Origin of the sequence: Nonomuraea roseoviolacea subsp. carminata (assembly GCF_024172185.1) — a bacterium.
In the GTDB taxonomy this organism is placed as follows: domain Bacteria; phylum Actinomycetota; class Actinomycetes; order Streptosporangiales; family Streptosporangiaceae; genus Nonomuraea; species Nonomuraea roseoviolacea.
In genome coordinates this window covers 2,689,919-2,705,989 of record NZ_JAMZEC010000001.1, presented here as the reverse complement: position 1 = coordinate 2,705,989, position 16,071 = coordinate 2,689,919, and the positions used below count along the sequence as shown (strand labels likewise).

Genomic DNA, 16,071 nt, shown 5'->3' with positions numbered 1-16,071 from the left:
CGCCTCTCGGAGGAGTAGTGGACCGTTATGCCGGGTAAATCCCCTTGTGGCATGTGAACATCTCGGGGGGAGTACACATGATCGGCGCCATCGTCTCCGCCGTCGTCATCGGGGCCATCATCGGCGCCCTGGCCAGGCTCATCGTTCCCGGCAGGCAGAACATGTCCATCGGCCTGACGCTCATCGTCGGCATCGTGGCCGCTCTGCTCGGCACGCTCATCGCGCACCTTTTCGGCTGGGCCGACACCAAGGGCATCGACTGGATCGAGCACATTCTCCAACTCGTCCTCGCCATCGGCGGCGTGCTCCTGGTGACCCGGATGAGCGCCGGAAAAGCTACCGGCCCAGGACCTACCGGCGTCTGACCAGCGCCAACGTAATTTCTACGCATAATTGTGCGCGCCTGGGTACTGATCTCACCGTGAGAGAGTGAACGGCTCACCCTCATGGGGAGGTTTCGTACCATGACTATTCAGTCCATCCTCGGCGCGATCGTCATCGGCGCCGTCATCGGTGCCGTCGGCCGTCTGCTGCTGCCCGGCCGGCAGGCCATCGGGTGGATCCTGACCGTCGTCGTCGGCATCGTCGCCGCCCTGCTGGGCACCCTCATCGCGCAGGTTCTCGGCGTTGAGACCACCCCGGGCATCGACTGGATCGAGCTCGTCATGCAGGTGGTCCTGGCGATCGTCGGTGTCGGCCTCGTGGCCGGACTGCGCCGCGGTAGCGGTTCGCGGAGCATCTAGGACCACGACTCCGCGCTCCTGAGAGCGGCGCGGCACACGGTATACGCGGAAAGACCCGCTCGGTTCGCCGAGCGGGTCTCCGTGTTGCCTGGAGGGCGCTGAGACGGCCTTGGGGCGTGCTCCGGGCCCTCGGGGAGCCTTCGCCTTGGCTGGGCCGTTCGGGGGCTTGTCGGCCCCGCCTGTCGCGTCCCATCCACTTCCAGTTCCTCGGCCTGCCCCAGCCGGTTCTGCGTCGCCGCCGCCCTCCCGTACGCCGCCGACGACCCCGCCTCCCGCTCCCGTCACGTCAACGCTTCGTGGCGACGGCGGGTGTGCCCGTCACGTCAGTGCTTCGTGGTGACGGCGGGTGTGTCCGTCACGTCGGCGCGAGGGCGCCGCGTGCGGGGGCCGGCCGGCCCCCGCCGCCTCGGTCACTCCTCGGGTGGGAGGGGGGTGCTGCGCACGCGGCGGCCCGGAGGGTCGTCGTAGGCCTCGACGGGCTCCTCGTGGATGACGGGGTGAGGGGCGGTGTCGACCATGGACTCGTCACGCTCGCCGTCGTGCGCGGGCCCTGCGGGGGCCTTCTCGGCCGCGGCGGTGGCGCGGGGCTCGCCCGGGTCGGCGGCCTCGCGGCCGTGCGCCGGGTCCGGCCCGCTGCTCGCGGGGGCAGCCGGGCGGTCGTCGGTGACGACGGGCACGGGCTGGGTGTCGGCGTCCTTGCCGGCCGGGGTACGGGGGTGGACGAGGACGTCGGTCGGCTTCACCCGGTCACCCCAGCGGACCGGCCGCCGCGCAGGCTCCTGCCGAGGAGCCTCGGACCGAGGGCGGGCCTCCGGCTGAGACGCCTCCTGACGGGGAGCCTCACGCCGCGACGTCTCCTGCTCGGAGGTTTCCTGCCGCGGCCCTGAAGGGGCGTCGGGAGTCGCGGCGTCGGTTGCCACGGAGTCCTCCACCGGCCCGGCCTCCGCCGTCCCTGCACCGGCAGACACGCTGGACGCGCCCTCCCGGGAGGCGTCCGCCTCCGCCCGTACGGCCGCAACCCGAGCCTCTTCGATCCGTGCCGCTTCGGCCCGTGCCGCTTCGGCCCGTGCCGCTTCGGCCCGTGCAGCTTCGGCGCGCGCAGCTTCGGCCTGAGCCGCCTCCGCCCGCACAGCCTCCTCCCGGGCAGCCCCCGGCACGGCCGAGCCCTGCCGCTCCCGCTCCCGTTCCCGCTCCTGAGCCCAAGCCCGAGACGGCGTGACGGCCTCGTCGGAAACGTCCGCGGACCCGACAGGACCCGAGGCCCCGGCCACTGCCACCTCCGACGCCGTCGGCTCAGGGGCCGGTCGGCGCGTCACCCGCTCGGAGATCGGCGGCGTCTCGGGCGCCGGGGTGGGGCCCACGACCGGTGTCGGCTCCAGGACCTGCTCCAGCGGCTCGGTCAGCGGCGGCGTCTCGGAGAGGGGCGGCGGCGCGTCGAGGGCGCGGCCGCGCGGGAAGGGGACGAGGTCCCGCTCGTCGCCGTCGTCGTCCAGGTCGTCGTCGCGTACGGAACGCCGGTTCTGTACGTGCTTGATGAGCAGCAGCCACAGCCACAGCGCCACCGCCAGCATGACCCACGGCGCGACGGCCACGCCGACGGCCGCCTGCCGTACGTCCGGCTCCAGCCCCAAGGCGGCCGAGACGTTCGCTGCGGCGGCGGCCACCAGCAGCACGACCAGGACGATCGCCGTCTGGATCCGGACCAGCAGGCGCGCCGAGCGCAGCAGCAGGAGGCTGATCAGCGCCACCACGAGCAGCGCGTCGAACGCCGCTGGATAGAGATAGGCGAGGTCGGCCCGGGTATCGCCGAGTTCGGCCAGCGACCGCAGGTCGTCGAAGGAGAGCGCGCACGCGGCGCCGGTCAGCGCGGCGACCGCGACACCGGCCAAGGCGATGCCGAGGCGGCGGAGCGTAGAGGGGGGAGTCACGTCCATGGCGCTGTCGAGCCTACAGAAGAGTGACTCCTCCGTTCCCTGAAGGGAGCGGCTTCTCGCTAAGCCGCTTCCGCGGCCTCACGAAGGGCAAGCCCTGCCCTCAGGATGTTGGCGGCCGCATTCACGTCGGCGTGCGCTGTATGCCCGCAGGCCGTGCAGGCGAACACGGCTTGGCTGACGCGGTTGGCCTGCGCGCAGTGCCCGCAACGGGCGCACGTGCGGGAGGTGTTGGCGGGGTCCACTGCTATCAGCTTTCGACCGGCGCTTTCAGCCTTGTGCGAAAGGATCGTCAGGAACATCCCCCAACCCGCGTCCAGGATGCTGCGATTGAGGCTGGACTTGGCCGCGACGTTACGGCCAGGCGCATCGAGCGTGCCGGCTGCTGAGCGGGTCATGTTCGTGATCCGCAAGTCCTCATGCACGATCACGTCGTAGGCGCGGACCAGGGCGAGCGCGGCTTTGTGTACGCCATCCAGGCGCTGACGTCGCGCCTTGGCGTGCAGCGCGCCGACCCTCGCCACAACCTTGCCGCGACGCCTGCTGCCCCGCATGGCGCGGGCCACAGCCCGCTGTGCCGCCGCGAGATGGTCGGCGGAGGCGGCAAGGTGACGCGGGTTGGCCACATGCTCACCCTGGGACGTCGTCACCAGCGAGGCGATGCCCACGTCCACGCCGGTGACCGCGCCCGTGGCCGGCAGCGGCTCGGCAGGCACATCCTCGCAGGAAACGATCACGAACCAGCGGACACCTTCCCGCTTCACACTGACGGTCTTCACCCGGCCTTTGACCGTCCGGTGCCGGTGAACGCGCACGTGCCCGATCCCTTGCAGGCGGACGAAGGTCGCCGAAGCACGCTCGGGCTGGGAGTCCCATCTGCAGCCGTCGCCGTCCTTGGGCCAGGTCACCGTGTCGAACCGGCCACGTCCCCTGAACCGCGGAAATCCCGGCGCGCGCCCCGCCTTGACCCGGGCGAAGAACGCGGCGAAGGCCCTGTCCAGCCGGCGCAATGTGGCCTGCTGTGAAGAGAACGACCAGCGGCCCTGACCACCTTCGTCGCCAGCCCGGATGTACTTCAACTCCCCGGACTGATCGCCATACCGGACGCTCACACCCGCCTTGTGATAGGCCGTACGTCGATGCTCCAACGCCCCGTTGTACAACTGGCGATGATCATCGAGGCACGCCATCAGCGCGATCTCCTGACGACGAGTCGGCCGCAGCAGGAACTTGAAAGACCTGCGCACCGCCACCGCCCCCATACCGTGTTCGGATGTGGCGCCGCGTCCCGCGCGGGCATACGTCAGACGCCGCGTCGGAGGTGCGCACCCTGCCAGCCACACGATGAGTGTGACAGCACCATCCACCTCCCGCTCTGGAGAGAGGAAAACCTGTGGTGGGATTCAGGGGTCAGACCAAAGGCGGCATCCCGGTCGTCCGAGGAGGGCGGCCCCTGCCTGGATGCTGATGGCGTTCACGACTGATCGAGGAGGAGACCATGGCCGAGCTTTCCGACGCCGTGCGCGAGCTGTTCGACGGACCCAACTACGCGACGGTGACCAGCCTGAACGCGGATGGATCGCCCCAGAGCACAGTCGTCTGGGTGCGTACGGACAGAAACGACGTGCTGTTCTCGACCGCCGCCGGACGCGTGAAGCCGCGCAACTTCGAGCGGGACCCGCGCACCAGCCTGCTCGTGATCGACCCCGCCAACCCCTACCGGTACGCCGAGGTGCGCGGTCGCGTCACGCTGGAGGAGGACCCGGAGGGCAAGCTCATCCAGGAGCTCTCGCACAAGTACATGGGGCAGCCGTGGGAGGACGCGCCGGGCACCCGGAGGCTGATCGTCAGGGTCACTCCGGAGCGCGTCATCCTGCGAGGGTGATTTATTCGGCATGTGAGCGTGGCTGAGGCGTTAGCCTTTCCTTCGTGAGCCTGCACTTGTACGACACCAGCACACGCGCCGTTCGAGAATTCGTTCCTCTGGAACCCGGCCGGGCGTCGATTTACCTGTGTGGCGCAACCGTGCAAGCTCCGCCGCATATCGGGCATATCCGCTCAGGCGTGAATTTCGACGTGCTGCGGCGCTGGCTGCTGCGCTCCGGGTACGACGTGACGTTCTGCCGCAACGTCACCGACATCGACGACAAGATCATCAGAGTGGCGGCCACGGAGGGCGTGCCCTGGTTCGTGGTGGCCGAGCGCAACCAGCGTGCGTTCACCTGGGCGTACGACACGCTCGGCTGCCTGCCGCCCACCGTCGAGCCGCGCGCGACCGGGCACGTGCCCGAGATGATCACCCTCATGGAGCGGCTGATCGAGCGCGGCCACGCCTACGCCTCGGGCGGCGACGTCTACTTCGACGTGGTCTCCTACGCCGACGAGTACGGCAAGCTCTCCAACCAGAAGCTGGAGAACATGCGGCCGGCCGCCGACACCGACGACGAGTCGTGCAAGCACGACCCGCGCGACTTCGCCCTGTGGAAGGGCGCCAAGCCCGGCGAGCCCACGTGGCCGACGCCGTGGGGGCCGGGCCGGCCCGGCTGGCACCTGGAGTGCTCGGCGATGGCGACCAAGTACCTCGGGCCGACGTTCGACATCCACGGCGGCGGCATCGACCTGACGTTCCCGCACCACGAGAACGAGATCGCCCAGTCGCAGGCGGCGGGCGACGGGTTCGCGCGCTACTGGATGCACAACGGCCTGGTCAAGATCGGCGCCGAGAAGATGAGCAAGTCGCTCGGCAACTCGCTGCTGATCCCGGAGATGGTGCAGAAGGTACGCCCGGTGGAGCTGCGCTACTACATGGCGGTGCCGCACTACCGTTCCTCGATCGACTACTCGGAGGAGGCGCTGCGCGAGGCGGCCGCCGCCTACCAGCGCATCGAGGGGTTCGTGACGCGGGCGGCCGAGGTCATCCACGACGTGGACGCCGACGCGCCGCTGCCCCAGGCGTTCGTCGACGCGATGAACGACGACCTGGGCACGCCGCAGGCGCTCGCCGTCGTCCACGAGGTGGTGCGCGAGGGCAACGTGGCGCTGGCGCGCGGCGACAAGGAGGCCGTGGCGCGGCTGCTGGCCGAGACGCAGAACATGCTGGACGTCCTCGGCCTCGACCCGCGCTCGCCCCAGTGGCGCTCGGCCGGGTCCGACCTCAAGCCGGTGGTGGACGCGCTGGTCGCGGTGGCGCTGGAGCAGCGCACGGCGGCACGGGCACGCAAGGACTACGCGGCGGCGGACGCGATCAGGGACCAGCTGGCGGCGGCGGGGATCACGGTCGAGGACACGCCGCACGGGGCGCGGTGGGAGCTTTCCCACTGAGCTTTCGGCTTCGCGCGTATGGGCCCGGGCGTTCCTTCGGGGGAGCGTCCGGGCTTTTGCGTGGGTGCTGAGCGGGCTTTCTGCGGCTGACGGCGGGGGCTCTCGCACGCGCCTTGCCCTGTTCGCTCTCTGGCCCGTTCGGTCTCTGTCCTGCTTGCTCCGGGCCCTGCTTGCTCCGGGCCCTGCTTGCTCCGGGCCCTGCTTGCTCCGGGCCGTGTTCGCTCCGGGTCCTGCTTGCTCCGGGCCCTGTTCGCTCCGGGCCGTGTTCGCTCCGCGCCCCGCTTACTCCGCGCCCTGCGTACTCTTCGGCGCGCCTGCTTATCGTCTTATCGTCCGGCCTGCTCTCTGTCGGGCTTGGCTCTTGGCGCGCGCCCAGCCCGTCCGGGCAGGTATCCGCCGGGCTGCTGTACGGGCTGTGCATCGCTGTCGCCCCGGCGCAGCTCCCCGTCCTGCTGCGGACGGCCCCGGCCTGCCCTGCCACCTCCCGACACGTGAGGACTGGGAGGAGCCAGACGACGCGACCGCCCGAGGCGGCGAAGCCTCGGCAACCGGGAGATCCGCCTGTCAGGTGGCGGTCGCGGTCAGGGGCAGAGGTGCGAGTGCCTGATCGCGGGGCCGAACACACGACGCTCCAGCCGCGCGTACGCCCGCCCGGACATCGCCAGCAGCGCCCGCCTGCCCACCCCCGCCTCGCGCATGAGCCGGTGGCGCTCCTCCGGGGTCGCCAGCCGGGCCGCCCAGGGCAGCACCCAGGGGACACGGTGCGGGGCGATGGTGGAGCGCATCCGCCGCGTGGCCACCGCGTAGTCCTCGGCGGAGACGTACCGGGTGATCAGCGGCAGGACGTCCTGGTCCAGGTGGTCGACGTGCTCGTCGATCCGGTCCCTGACCACCCGCAGCAGCGCGGCGAGCAGCGCCGCGCCCGCCTCAGGATCGTCCACGAACTGGTCGGCCGCCGCCCGCAGCCCCGCCACGATCGGCGTCAGGGCGTCGCGGCTCTCCAGATACGGACGTATGTCGATGGCGGCGCCGGCGGACTCGGACAGGATCGGCCACAGGATCCGCTCCGCGCACTCGTGATGCCGATCCATCTCCTCGCAGAGGAGTGTGATGTAGTCCCGCACGGCCACAGCCCGCCGCCGGGACACCAGCGGCACCTCCGGCGCCCGCTGGGAGGGCGCAGCCGCCCTCGACGTCTGCTGGGACGAGACAGAGACGCCAAGCGTGCGCTTGGACGGGGCGGCCGGGGATGCCTGTGCCGCCCGCTCCATACCGCTCGCAGCAGTGGGCGCGGAGTCGGCCACGACCAAGGAGACCGGCGGCACGGCGCTCGCCTTGACGGCGTCCGCCAGCCCGCCGATCACGTCGGCCAGCCTGTGGAGGTCGTCGCGCAGGGAACGATGTACGAGCCGGGGGACGGTGACATCCGCGCCACCTGAGTTGTGGCCCGCGACGTTCCGGTCTGTCGCGTGCCGGCCTGTGGCATGACGGCCTGCGGCTTTCTGACCTGCGACGCCCTGGCCTGGACCGGCCTGGCCTGCGACGCCCTGGCCTGGACCGGCCTGGCCTGCGACGCGCTGGCCCGGACCGCGCCTGCCTGGACCGACCTGACCTGCGACACGCTTGCCTGGATCGGCCTGGTCAGGGTCGCTGTGGCCTGAGCCGCCTCCCGCCCTGACTCTTTCGTCGGAAAGCCTCGCGTCCGCGACCCTTTTCTGTGCGTGCCTTTCGTCTTCGAACCTCTCATCCGACAGCTGTGAGCTTTCGTGCGCATGACGCGCGACGCTCACACCGCCGTTCTTGTCGATGTACGTCATAAATGACCTTCCTGATGGTCTCGTCTACCGACGCCTCCTGCTCGGAGTGGCTTCAGTGAAGAATTAGTAATATCTGCCCCATTTGCCGACTTGTTGTGGCCGTCGGGCTGTGGGCCCATCGCCAAACGCGTGAACGCAACCCGTTGACGCCGAGTCACCCTCCAGCCATCCCGGGCTTCATGCGAAGCCCATGCTGAAGCCCCATTGCCTCCGCCTGGAGCAGTCAACCCACGCTGGTGCCCCGGCCGCCGAAAAACCGGGTTTCGTCAATGTCCGTGCCGGTCGGTAAGTGCGCTCGTCGCCCCGCGACCCGGTTCGCCCTTCAGGGCGGATCTCGACCGCGCGCCGCGGCTCGCCCCTGTCCTTAGACGTGTTCGGCTCTCACGCTGCATTCGGCGGACACCTGCATGGAGCCGCCGCCCCTTGCCCAGCCCTCACACTTGGGCCGGCAGAACGGCCCCAAGCCGAGCGGCACCCTCGCCAGTCCCCGCGCTGGTGTCCGGCGATCGCCAGAACCGTCCACAGGGGTGAAAGGCTGGACGGCCTCTCAAGCGTGGTGCCCGGTCAGAGGCTCACCGGCGCCGCGCAGAGGCAAGGTGATGAGGTGTCGCGGCCGACCTCCGGCACCACCCACAGCATCTATCAACAGCCTTCGACCTGCGGATTGTTCCCGACAGGCGCGTGCCACGCTGCGGCTCCCTCCCTGGGCTCCGCTCACCATGGACATGTATGAGTGTCTACCTGATTTGCAAGCTAGTACTTCAAAATCAAGAAGCATACACTTAAGATCACCACATCGGCTCAAACCTTGGAGTGAGAGAGGGAGCGTCATGGGCGACAGCAAGGACAGCAACCGGCCCCCCGACGCGCCGGACGCGGCTACGGCGGGAGCGTCGGCCAGGGCGGGCGACGCGCCTGCCAACAGGCCGCTCCGTGAAACCCCCGGCACATCACCCGACGAAGCGTCCGGCGTGACTCCGTCCCAAGCCGCTGAGCTGCGGATCGGCTACCTGCTCCCGACCCGCGACTGGGTGGTCATGGATCATCGCGACCTCACCTCCCTGATCGATCAGGCGCGGTTGGCCGAGGAACTGGGCTTCGACTCGGTCTGGGCGGGGGACAGCCCCGTAACGCGTCCGCGTGCCGATCCGCTGCTCGTGCTGGCGGCCGCCGCGGCGCTCACCGAGCGCGTCACGCTCGGTACAGCGGTTCTGCTGCCGGCTCTGCGGCACCCGATTCTGCTCGCCCACCAACTGGCCACGCTGGACCTCATGTCCGGAGGGCGCCTGGTGGCGGGCATGGGCGCCGGTTTCCCGACCCCGAACACCGAGGCCCAGTTCGAGGCGATCGGAGTCGGCTTCAAGCGCCGGGTCAGCCGCATGGAGGAGGCCATCCACGCCATGCGTCGCCTCTGGAACGAGGACGAGGTCTCGTACCAGGGGACACACTTCGCCTTCAACGACGTGCGCCTCGCCCCGAGACCGGCCCGGCGGGGAGGCCCGCCGATCTGGCTGGCGGGAGGCGGCTCCGACGCCGCGCTGCGGCGCGTCGCGAGGATGGCGGACGGCTGGCTCCCGTATCCGCCCGACCACCGGACGTACGCCGCCGAATGGACGTCCATCACCTCAGCACGGTCAGCCCTTCTGGACGCGCCGACCTTCCACGACCCGGGAGCACAGGGGGAAGACGATCCGTCGAGGCGGGGCGCTCTCCGCCCCGACCATCAGAACACGTCCCAGTCGTCGCACATGAAGCGGCTTGGTGACGACGCACGCTCAAGCGAACGCGACCTACGCGACTCACCCGATCTGCGCGGTCTACGCGGCTCATACGAATCAAGCGACCGCGGGGACAGTAGCCACGGAAGCAACCCATACGACCAAAGGGTCGTAAGCGGCAGCAACGGAAACGACCAGAGCACCTTGGGCGACCGGCTGGACCCACGCGGCCCAAGCCGCCACCGCGACCGCGGCCGCCTCAGCGACCGTGAGAACCGCAGCGACCTTGGCGCTCCACGCGCTCTGGGCGTGCCGGGCGATCGAAGCATCCGGGACGTGCAAGCCGCCCCGACCCCCGCCCTGGCCCCGACCCCCGCCCTCTACGCCACCCTCTGCCTGGACGACGACCCCGACCGGGCCCGCCTCCGCCTCCGTACCAGCATCGAGCGCTACTACAACGCACCCCGGGAAGTCGTGGAGGGCATCCAGGCCATGTTCGCCGGGACGCCCAAGGACGCCGCCGCCTGGCTCCAGGCGTATGGGGAAGCCGGGGCGCGCCACGTGGTGATCAGGCTGGCCGTGGACGATCACCGAGCGGCGCTGGAGGGGTTCGCCGCCCAGGTGCTGCCCCTCGTACGCCATGCGTAGCCAAGCCGCCGCCAGGAACCGAGACACGCCGACGACGGGAAGGAACACCATCATGACCACGTACGTCCTCGTGCCCGGCGCCTGGCACGGCCCCACGGCCTGGGATCGCGTCGTGCCGCTGCTCGAACGAGCCGGTGCCCGCACCGTCACGATCGACCTCGCCGCCACGCCCGCCACCGGGCTGGACGAGCACGTACAGCAGGTGATCGAGGCGCTGGACGCACTTGAGGAGCCCACCTTCGCCGCGCCCGCGCACGACACCGCATCCGAGACGCCTGCGCCAAGCGGCGACGCACCGCACCTCGATCAGGCCGCCCCTCATACACCCGAAACCGGATCCAACACCGCCGCCCCGGACATCCCGGCGGTATCCGAGACACCTGCGCCAGGCGGCGACGCGCCGCCCCTCGATCGGGCCGCGCCTCATGCACCCGCACCCGGATCCGACACCGCCGCCCCGGGCACCCCCACAACCTCCCCGCGGACGCTCGCGCCTTCACCGGAGACCCCCGCACGTACGACGCGAGGAGCGCCCGCCCACACCCCACCGACAGCCGCGGCTCTCTCACAAACCCGGGCGGACAACCCACGAAGAGTCCCACCGACACCGGGAACAACCGCCCCCGAACACCACGACCGTGTCGTCCTCGTGGGCCACAGCTACGCCGGCCTCGTCGTACGGCAGGCCGCCGACCGCCGCCCCGAACGCGTCGAGCACCTCATCCTGATCGACGCCTGGGTAGGCCCGGACGGGGCGGGACTGTTCACCCTGGCGCCCGAGGCGTTCGCGGACAAGATCCGCGCCGCCGCGGACGAGAACGGGCTCATCCCCGCGCCGGCGCCCGCGATGTACGGCGTCACCGACCCCGATGACGTCGAGTGGGTCCGGGATCGGTTGCGTCCCCACCCGCTCCGTACGTTCACCGACACGACCACCCTCACCGGCGCCGTGGACCTGGTCCCGGGCACCGCCCTCTACTGCGTCCCGCAGAGCCTTCCCTTCGACCGGCTGGCCGAGAAGCTCGGGTATCGGACGGTGCCCGTTGACGGGCCGCACGACCTGATGGTCACGGATCCGGAGACGGTCGCGCGCTACCTTCTCGACATCCCGCAGGTTCAGAATCAGGAAGCGCCAGAGCTACAGTGAAGAAGTGGATCAGCGGACGTACAACCAGTTCTGCGCGACGGCCCGCACCCTCGACATCGTGGGGGAGCGCTGGACGCTGCTGCTCGTGCGCGAGCTCCTGACGGGGCCCAAGCGCTTCGGCGACCTGCAGAGCAGCCTGCGCGGTCTCGGCACGGGGCTGCTCGCGGCCCGGCTGAAGCACCTCGAACGCGAGGGCCTGGCGCGCAAGGTCGTGCTGCCGGCGCCCGCCCGCACCCCCGCGTACGCCCTGACGCAGGCCGGCGCCGAGCTGGGCCCCGCGGTGCTCGCGCTCGCGCGGTGGGGGATGAAGTGGGCCATGGGCGAGCGCCGCGACGACGAGGCGTTCCGCGCCGGCTGGGCAGTGCTCGGACTGCGGGCCTGCTTCGACGCGGAGGCGGCGTCAGGGGCGCGGGCGGTGTTCGAGTTCCGGATCGCGGACGAAGTCTTCTACGCCCGGGTCGAGGACGGGACGATCGAGACTGTGCTGGGGGCGGCGCAGCGGCCGGACGCCGTGATCGAGATGGACGACGAGACGCTGGCTGAGCTCGCCGCGGGGGAGCGGACGCTGGCGGACGCCATCAGGCACGAGGTCGTACGGGTGTCGGGGGACGCGGACGCGGTCGGGAGGCTGAAGACGCTGTTCCGGCTGCCCCAGCCGCAGTCCCGGTACGAGCAGGCGGCGCAGGAAGCCTGACGCCGAAACCCGGACTCCGGAGGAACCTTTCGCAGCGGGGCACGCGAGTACCTGTCGCCCCAGGCACCCGAGTAAACCGGAGCCCGGGACTTGAGCAACTCGAAGTCCCGGAACTTGAATCAGCCCGGAGTCCCGAGATGTGGAGCAACCCGGAGCCGCCCGTGCGCCGGCCGAACAGGACGAAACCGGACGGGCATGAGTGGGCCGTGCCCGCCAGTACCCTTGATGGCATGGCAGCTGGTGGTAGGGCGTCGGGCAGGCCCGCGAAGAAGAAGGGCCCGACCAAGGGCACCGGAGGTCAGGTCCGCCGGGGCCTGGAGGGCCGGGGCGCGACCCCGCCCGCCGAGATGCGCCACTGGTACAAGGACAAGGCGCGAGCCGAACGTGTCGCCCGCGAGGAGCGGGGCGGCGGCGGGCGGCGCCCGGCCGCGACGCGGCAGAGGCGTTCGGAGGACGCGCCCGAGTACATCGGCGGTCGCAACCCGGTGCTGGAGGCGCTGCTCGCCGGGGTGCCGGCCAGCGCCCTGTACGTCGCGCAGCGCATCGACAACGACGATCGCGTCCGCGACGCCATCAAGACCGCGACCGAGCGCGGCATCGCGCTGCTGGAGTCCTCGCGCGACAAGCTCGACCGCCTCACCGACGGCGCCGTGCACCAGGGCCTCGTGCTCCAGATCCCGGCCTACGACTATGCGCACCCGTCCGAGCTGGTCGAACTCGCCCAGGACGCGGCCGAGCCGCCGCTCATCGTCGCCCTCGACGGCGTGACCGACCCGCGCAACCTGGGCGCCATCGCCCGCTCGGCCACCGCGTTCGGGGCGCACGGCCTGCTCATCCCCTCGCGCCGCTCTGCGGGCGTCACGGGCGGCGCCTGGAAGACGTCCGCGGGGACGCTCGCCAACCTCCGGGTGGCCCGCGCCGCCAACCTCACGGCCGCGCTGCGCGAGTACCGCGATGCCGGCCTGTTCGTGATCGGCCTGGACGGCGAGGGCCGCACCGACATCGGCGACGTCGACCTGCTCACCGAACCCCTCGTGATCGTCGTCGGCTCGGAGGGCAAGGGGCTGTCCCGGCTGGTGCGCGAGCACTGCGACGTGGTGGCCCGCATCCCGATGCGCGCGGCGGCGGAGTCGCTGAACGCGGGTGTGGCGGCGGGAGTGACGCTGTACGAGGTCGCTCGTCACAGGCGTCGCTAGGCTCTACACTGGTAGGCCGTGCCGACGTAGCTCAATCGGCAGAGCATCTGTCTTGTAAACAGAAGGTCAGGGGTTCGATTCCCCTCGTCGGCTCTAGCCCTGAACAGGGAAAACGCCCGATCGGAGATCACTCCGGTCGGGCGTTTCTTGATCGAATGCGTCGTGAGTGCGACAGTGCGACACCCCTGCTAGTCCTCGCCAGCCGCCAGTGCCACCACTTCAGCGTCCGCCGAGAACGGCACCAACGGCTTCCGCTTGCCCTCCCGGAACGGCATCAGCAGGTCGTCCAGGGCTGCGACGGGGGAATGCATGGAAAACCACGCGCGCTCGGCGAGCGCCTGCTCCCACACCTCCTGCAGGTCCTTCCGCAGCTGGGCCCGCCATTCCTTGGCGATGTGCGTGTACCGGCGCTGCATGTCACCGCGCCGCATCCCAGGAGAGGCGTGCCCCATCCGATCGTCCCGCAGCCGAACCGGCGTCCCGAGCCCGTTCAACAAGGTCGAATGGCCGTGCCGCTCGCCGTGCGGCGTCACCCCCTCCCGCACCGGCACCCACGACGCCACTACTCCAAGGTCGGCCCGGTGATAAGGCTGCACCACCCGAGCCGGCAACTCCTGCCGCGTCATGGCCTCGGCCACGGCTGGAGACAACCCCTGCGAGATGGCGAACTCGACGAGCTTCGCCTTCGACGACGCAGCATTAACGCCCAGCAGGACCGGTCGCCGCTCGATACCGCGGGCGGCCGGCGGCTCAAACCGTTGGCCTGGGACAGCGCGTGACCACGCGGGCAGCGGCTCGCCCGGCCACACCCCGGACACGTCAACCAGGACAGGCTTGGTGTCAGGGGAGCGCGCGATGAACGCGTCGCTGGCCAAGGCTCTCCGGCTCGCCACCCGCGACCTCGACCCGCTGGCCACGCCATCAAGGCCCTGGCCGAGACCTTGCGGCTGCACCCCCGCGACCTGCCGCTGGGGGACATCAGCCGCACGCGCAGCCAGGTCACCACCCTGCTCGAACTCGCCGCCCGCGTAGCCGAGCACGACGTCGAGAACCAGCAGACCGGCGACGGCCGTTCTTCGCCCCCCGGCGCCCTCTACTGGGACGGGCCCGGCCCGTGGCCGCTCCAGTACGCCGATGAGATGCTCGCCGGCCACGATGGCGCCGAGCTCGCCGGCGCCATCGAAACGCTCGCCCGCGACGGGGACCGCATCCCCGCCACCGGCGTGCTTTACCCATCGCAGGCTGCGGGAGCGTCTGCGATCCGCCTGCTCCAGGAGGGCGCGCCGCTCGGCGTGTCCATCGACCCGGACGACATCGACGTGGAGCTCATCGACCGCCGGCCGCCCGCGGAACACGACGAAGGTGATGCCCCCGACGAGGAAGGCGAGGAGGTGATCATGCTCGCTTCTCTCACCGCCGCCGGCGTCCTGCCGCTGCCGGACGGCAGCCATTGAGTGCGCGCCACCCACGTCACCGAGCAGACCGCGTCCAGCGGCCCCGTTCGCGCCACGCACATGGTGGAGTGGACCATCGACCTCCACGGCCGCGTCCCCGCCGCCGGCCTCCACGCCGCCTTCACCGCGTCCGGCATCATCACCGCCGCGGCCGGGGACGCCGATGACACGGCGGGCCAGGTGGTGATGGCGGAGCGGTCCGGCGACATGGTCATGCGGGTCACCCGCGGCCGGATCCGTGGTGCCACGTTGGTGTCGATGCCGGCGTTCGCTGCGGCGCGGATCGTGCTCGACGGGGACGAGGTCACCGCTGCCTGTGGGGACAAGCCGTCGGGTGAGCGGATGCGCGACGTCGTCACCTATGTCGCGACCAGCCCCACCCCGGTCGGTGCGGCTCAGGTCGCGGACGCGCTCGTCATCACCGTCGCCTCCGCCCGGGACTACCTGGCCCGCGCCGCGCAGGCTGGGCGCATCGTGCGGCTGGCCCGCGGGCTGTACGTGGCGGCGTCCACCCTGCCGGAAGGCGCCGGCGAGGTGGCGGCGGCCATGTCGGGCGGCATGGAGCCCGGCGACCCATCCCTGCAGTCATCGTGGGCGGGAGACGAGATGAGCGAGCTGGAGGCATCCGCGTGGAGCGAGATGGGGCCCTGCCGCCGCTGCCGGCGGCGTGGTTCCGCGAGCCGACGGCCGAGGAGCTGCCGCCCGGTTCGGCGGGGTGCACTACCGGGACGGCCGCATCTACGGGTGGGTCGCCCAGCGCGGCGTCCCCCATGAGGCGTACCCAGGCAAGAACCTGATGATCGAGAGCCTCGGGGCCATCGACACCACGGCGTTCCTCCGCGCGCGGTTCCAGCTCGACGACGGCTCCACCGTCAAGGTCGGCGCGTTCACCATGAACGCCCCGCACAACCGCGACGGCGCCGAGTGCGAAACCGCCAGCTGCCAGTTCGACGACACCAGGACGGTCGCCGGCATCGTCACGGTCGGCATGAACTCCGGCGGCATGTGGTTCTCCGGGACGGTCGCCCCGTGGCTGAGCGAGTAGGACCGGATGGTCTTCGCCGCCTGCCAGCCGTCGTACCACATGCGGCAGGAGCGCAACGGGAAGTGGGCGCTACGCGCGGTCCTGTCCGTGTCCGTGTCCGTGCCCGGCCACCCGTCCCGGCTCGCTGCGTCGGCTGTGATCGGCCGGGCCAACCTGGCCCTCGCCGCGTCCGCCACGCCGGCCAGCGCGCCACCCCTGCCGGGGGTGGACATCGAACTGCTCGCCGCCGCCGGCGTGGACGAGCTGAAACGCCGGGCGGAGGTGCGGGCCTGGATAGATCGCCTGGCGGCCGAGCTCGCGCCGGCCCGGGCGGAAATCGCGGCCAGCACGGCCGCCCACATCAAGGGAGGAGCCTGA

The 16,071-nt window shown here is 70.9% G+C and carries 17 protein-coding genes and 1 tRNA gene; 14 read left to right on the top strand and 4 right to left on the bottom strand.

Annotated features, from left to right (window positions below; genetic code table 11):
- The first annotated feature begins 77 nt into the window (after positions 1-77).
- Both HD595_RS12300 and HD595_RS12295 read left to right on the top strand, forming a co-directional pair.
- On the top strand, positions 78-365 hold the full coding sequence (locus HD595_RS12300) for a GlsB/YeaQ/YmgE family stress response membrane protein (RefSeq protein ID WP_253768585.1): 288 nt from the start codon (positions 78-80) through the stop codon (positions 363-365).
- 99 nt (positions 366-464) lie between these two features.
- Positions 465-743, top strand: a complete 279-nt coding sequence (locus tag HD595_RS12295; protein WP_175605258.1) for a GlsB/YeaQ/YmgE family stress response membrane protein — start codon at positions 465-467, stop codon at positions 741-743.
- Between the two features lie 410 nt (positions 744-1,153).
- Here the strand turns inward: HD595_RS12295 and HD595_RS12290 are convergent, their stop codons facing one another.
- Positions 1,154-2,677, bottom strand: coding sequence for a DUF2637 domain-containing protein (locus HD595_RS12290; RefSeq protein ID WP_253768583.1), 1,524 nt, complete (start codon positions 2,675-2,677; stop codon positions 1,154-1,156).
- 59 nt (positions 2,678-2,736) lie between these two features.
- Complete coding sequence (locus HD595_RS12285; protein WP_253768582.1) at positions 2,737-3,936, bottom strand: RNA-guided endonuclease InsQ/TnpB family protein; 1,200 nt, start codon at positions 3,934-3,936, stop codon at positions 2,737-2,739.
- Positions 3,937-4,172: 236 nt separating this feature from the next.
- On the opposite strand from HD595_RS12285, the gene HD595_RS12280 reads away from it, so the two are divergent.
- On the top strand, positions 4,173-4,559 hold the full coding sequence (locus tag HD595_RS12280) for a PPOX class F420-dependent oxidoreductase (RefSeq protein ID WP_253768580.1): 387 nt from the start codon (positions 4,173-4,175) through the stop codon (positions 4,557-4,559).
- Between the two features lie 44 nt (positions 4,560-4,603).
- The gene (gene cysS, locus HD595_RS12275; RefSeq protein ID WP_253768578.1) at positions 4,604-5,995 is read left to right on the top strand and encodes a cysteine--tRNA ligase; all 1,392 of its coding nucleotides are present in this window, start codon (positions 4,604-4,606) and stop codon (positions 5,993-5,995) included.
- 581 nt (positions 5,996-6,576) lie between these two features.
- Here cysS and HD595_RS12270 read toward each other — a convergent pair.
- The gene (locus tag HD595_RS12270; protein WP_253768577.1) at positions 6,577-7,359 is read right to left on the bottom strand and encodes a hemerythrin domain-containing protein; all 783 of its coding nucleotides are present in this window, start codon (positions 7,357-7,359) and stop codon (positions 6,577-6,579) included.
- 105 nt (positions 7,360-7,464) lie between these two features.
- On the opposite strand from HD595_RS12270, the gene HD595_RS12265 reads away from it, so the two are divergent.
- The 6 genes from HD595_RS12265 (at position 7,465) to HD595_RS12240 (ending at position 13,308) form a co-directional block, all read left to right on the top strand.
- Positions 7,465-7,656 (top strand): hypothetical protein, encoded by a 192-nt coding sequence (locus HD595_RS12265; RefSeq protein WP_253768575.1) that lies wholly within the window; start codon positions 7,465-7,467, stop codon positions 7,654-7,656.
- A 986-nt stretch (positions 7,657-8,642) separates the two neighbouring features.
- Positions 8,643-10,178, top strand: a complete 1,536-nt coding sequence (locus HD595_RS12260) for a TIGR03619 family F420-dependent LLM class oxidoreductase (protein ID WP_253768574.1) — start codon at positions 8,643-8,645, stop codon at positions 10,176-10,178.
- Positions 10,179-10,290: 112 nt separating this feature from the next.
- Positions 10,291-11,325, top strand: a complete 1,035-nt coding sequence (locus tag HD595_RS12255; protein WP_253768572.1) for an alpha/beta fold hydrolase — start codon at positions 10,291-10,293, stop codon at positions 11,323-11,325.
- A 4-nt stretch (positions 11,326-11,329) separates the two neighbouring features.
- Entirely contained in the window at positions 11,330-12,019 is a 690-nt protein-coding gene (locus tag HD595_RS46705; RefSeq protein WP_253768570.1) for a winged helix-turn-helix transcriptional regulator, read from the top strand.
- Between the two features lie 230 nt (positions 12,020-12,249).
- Positions 12,250-13,215, top strand: coding sequence for a 23S rRNA (guanosine(2251)-2'-O)-methyltransferase RlmB (gene rlmB / locus HD595_RS12245; RefSeq protein WP_253768569.1), 966 nt, complete (start codon positions 12,250-12,252; stop codon positions 13,213-13,215).
- 20 nt (positions 13,216-13,235) lie between these two features.
- Positions 13,236-13,308 (top strand) — tRNA-Thr (locus HD595_RS12240).
- A gap of 95 nt (positions 13,309-13,403) precedes the next feature.
- Here the strand turns inward: HD595_RS12240 and HD595_RS12235 are convergent.
- On the bottom strand, positions 13,404-14,090 hold the full coding sequence (locus HD595_RS12235) for a site-specific integrase (protein ID WP_253768567.1): 687 nt from the start codon (positions 14,088-14,090) through the stop codon (positions 13,404-13,406).
- Between the two features lie 66 nt (positions 14,091-14,156).
- On the opposite strand from HD595_RS12235, the gene HD595_RS12230 reads away from it, so the two are divergent.
- The 4 genes from HD595_RS12230 to HD595_RS12215 are packed head-to-tail and all read left to right on the top strand — an operon-like array spanning position 14,157 to position 16,071.
- Complete coding sequence (locus HD595_RS12230) at positions 14,157-14,669, top strand: hypothetical protein (protein ID WP_253768566.1); 513 nt, start codon at positions 14,157-14,159, stop codon at positions 14,667-14,669.
- A complete protein-coding gene (locus tag HD595_RS12225; RefSeq protein ID WP_253768564.1) occupies positions 14,670-15,443 on the top strand; it encodes a hypothetical protein in 774 nt (257 codons plus the stop codon).
- Between the two features lie 22 nt (positions 15,444-15,465).
- Positions 15,466-15,714, top strand: a complete 249-nt coding sequence (locus HD595_RS12220) for a hypothetical protein (RefSeq protein ID WP_253768562.1) — start codon at positions 15,466-15,468, stop codon at positions 15,712-15,714.
- A gap of 6 nt (positions 15,715-15,720) precedes the next feature.
- A complete protein-coding gene (locus HD595_RS12215; RefSeq protein ID WP_253768561.1) occupies positions 15,721-16,071 on the top strand; it encodes a hypothetical protein in 351 nt (116 codons plus the stop codon).

What these genes read in the sequence shown, in the direction of transcription:
- HD595_RS12215 (WP_253768561.1), top strand. Translation starts at nt 15,721, where the DNA reads ATGGTCTTCGCCGCCTGCCAGCCGTCGTACCACATGCGGCAGGAGCGC.
- rlmB (WP_253768569.1), top strand. Translation starts at nt 12,250, where the DNA reads ATGGCAGCTGGTGGTAGGGCGTCGGGCAGGCCCGCGAAGAAGAAGGGC.
- HD595_RS12300 (WP_253768585.1), top strand. Translation starts at nt 78, where the DNA reads ATGATCGGCGCCATCGTCTCCGCCGTCGTCATCGGGGCCATCATCGGC.
- HD595_RS12295 (WP_175605258.1), top strand. Translation starts at nt 465, where the DNA reads ATGACTATTCAGTCCATCCTCGGCGCGATCGTCATCGGCGCCGTCATC.
- HD595_RS12285 (WP_253768582.1), bottom strand. Translation starts at nt 3,936, where the DNA reads ATGGGGGCGGTGGCGGTGCGCAGGTCTTTCAAGTTCCTGCTGCGGCCG.
- HD595_RS12280 (WP_253768580.1), top strand. Translation starts at nt 4,173, where the DNA reads ATGGCCGAGCTTTCCGACGCCGTGCGCGAGCTGTTCGACGGACCCAAC.
- HD595_RS12290 (WP_253768583.1), bottom strand. Translation starts at nt 2,677, where the DNA reads ATGGACGTGACTCCCCCCTCTACGCTCCGCCGCCTCGGCATCGCCTTG.
- HD595_RS12260 (WP_253768574.1), top strand. Translation starts at nt 8,643, where the DNA reads ATGGGCGACAGCAAGGACAGCAACCGGCCCCCCGACGCGCCGGACGCG.
- HD595_RS12220 (WP_253768562.1), top strand. Translation starts at nt 15,466, where the DNA reads ATGATCGAGAGCCTCGGGGCCATCGACACCACGGCGTTCCTCCGCGCG.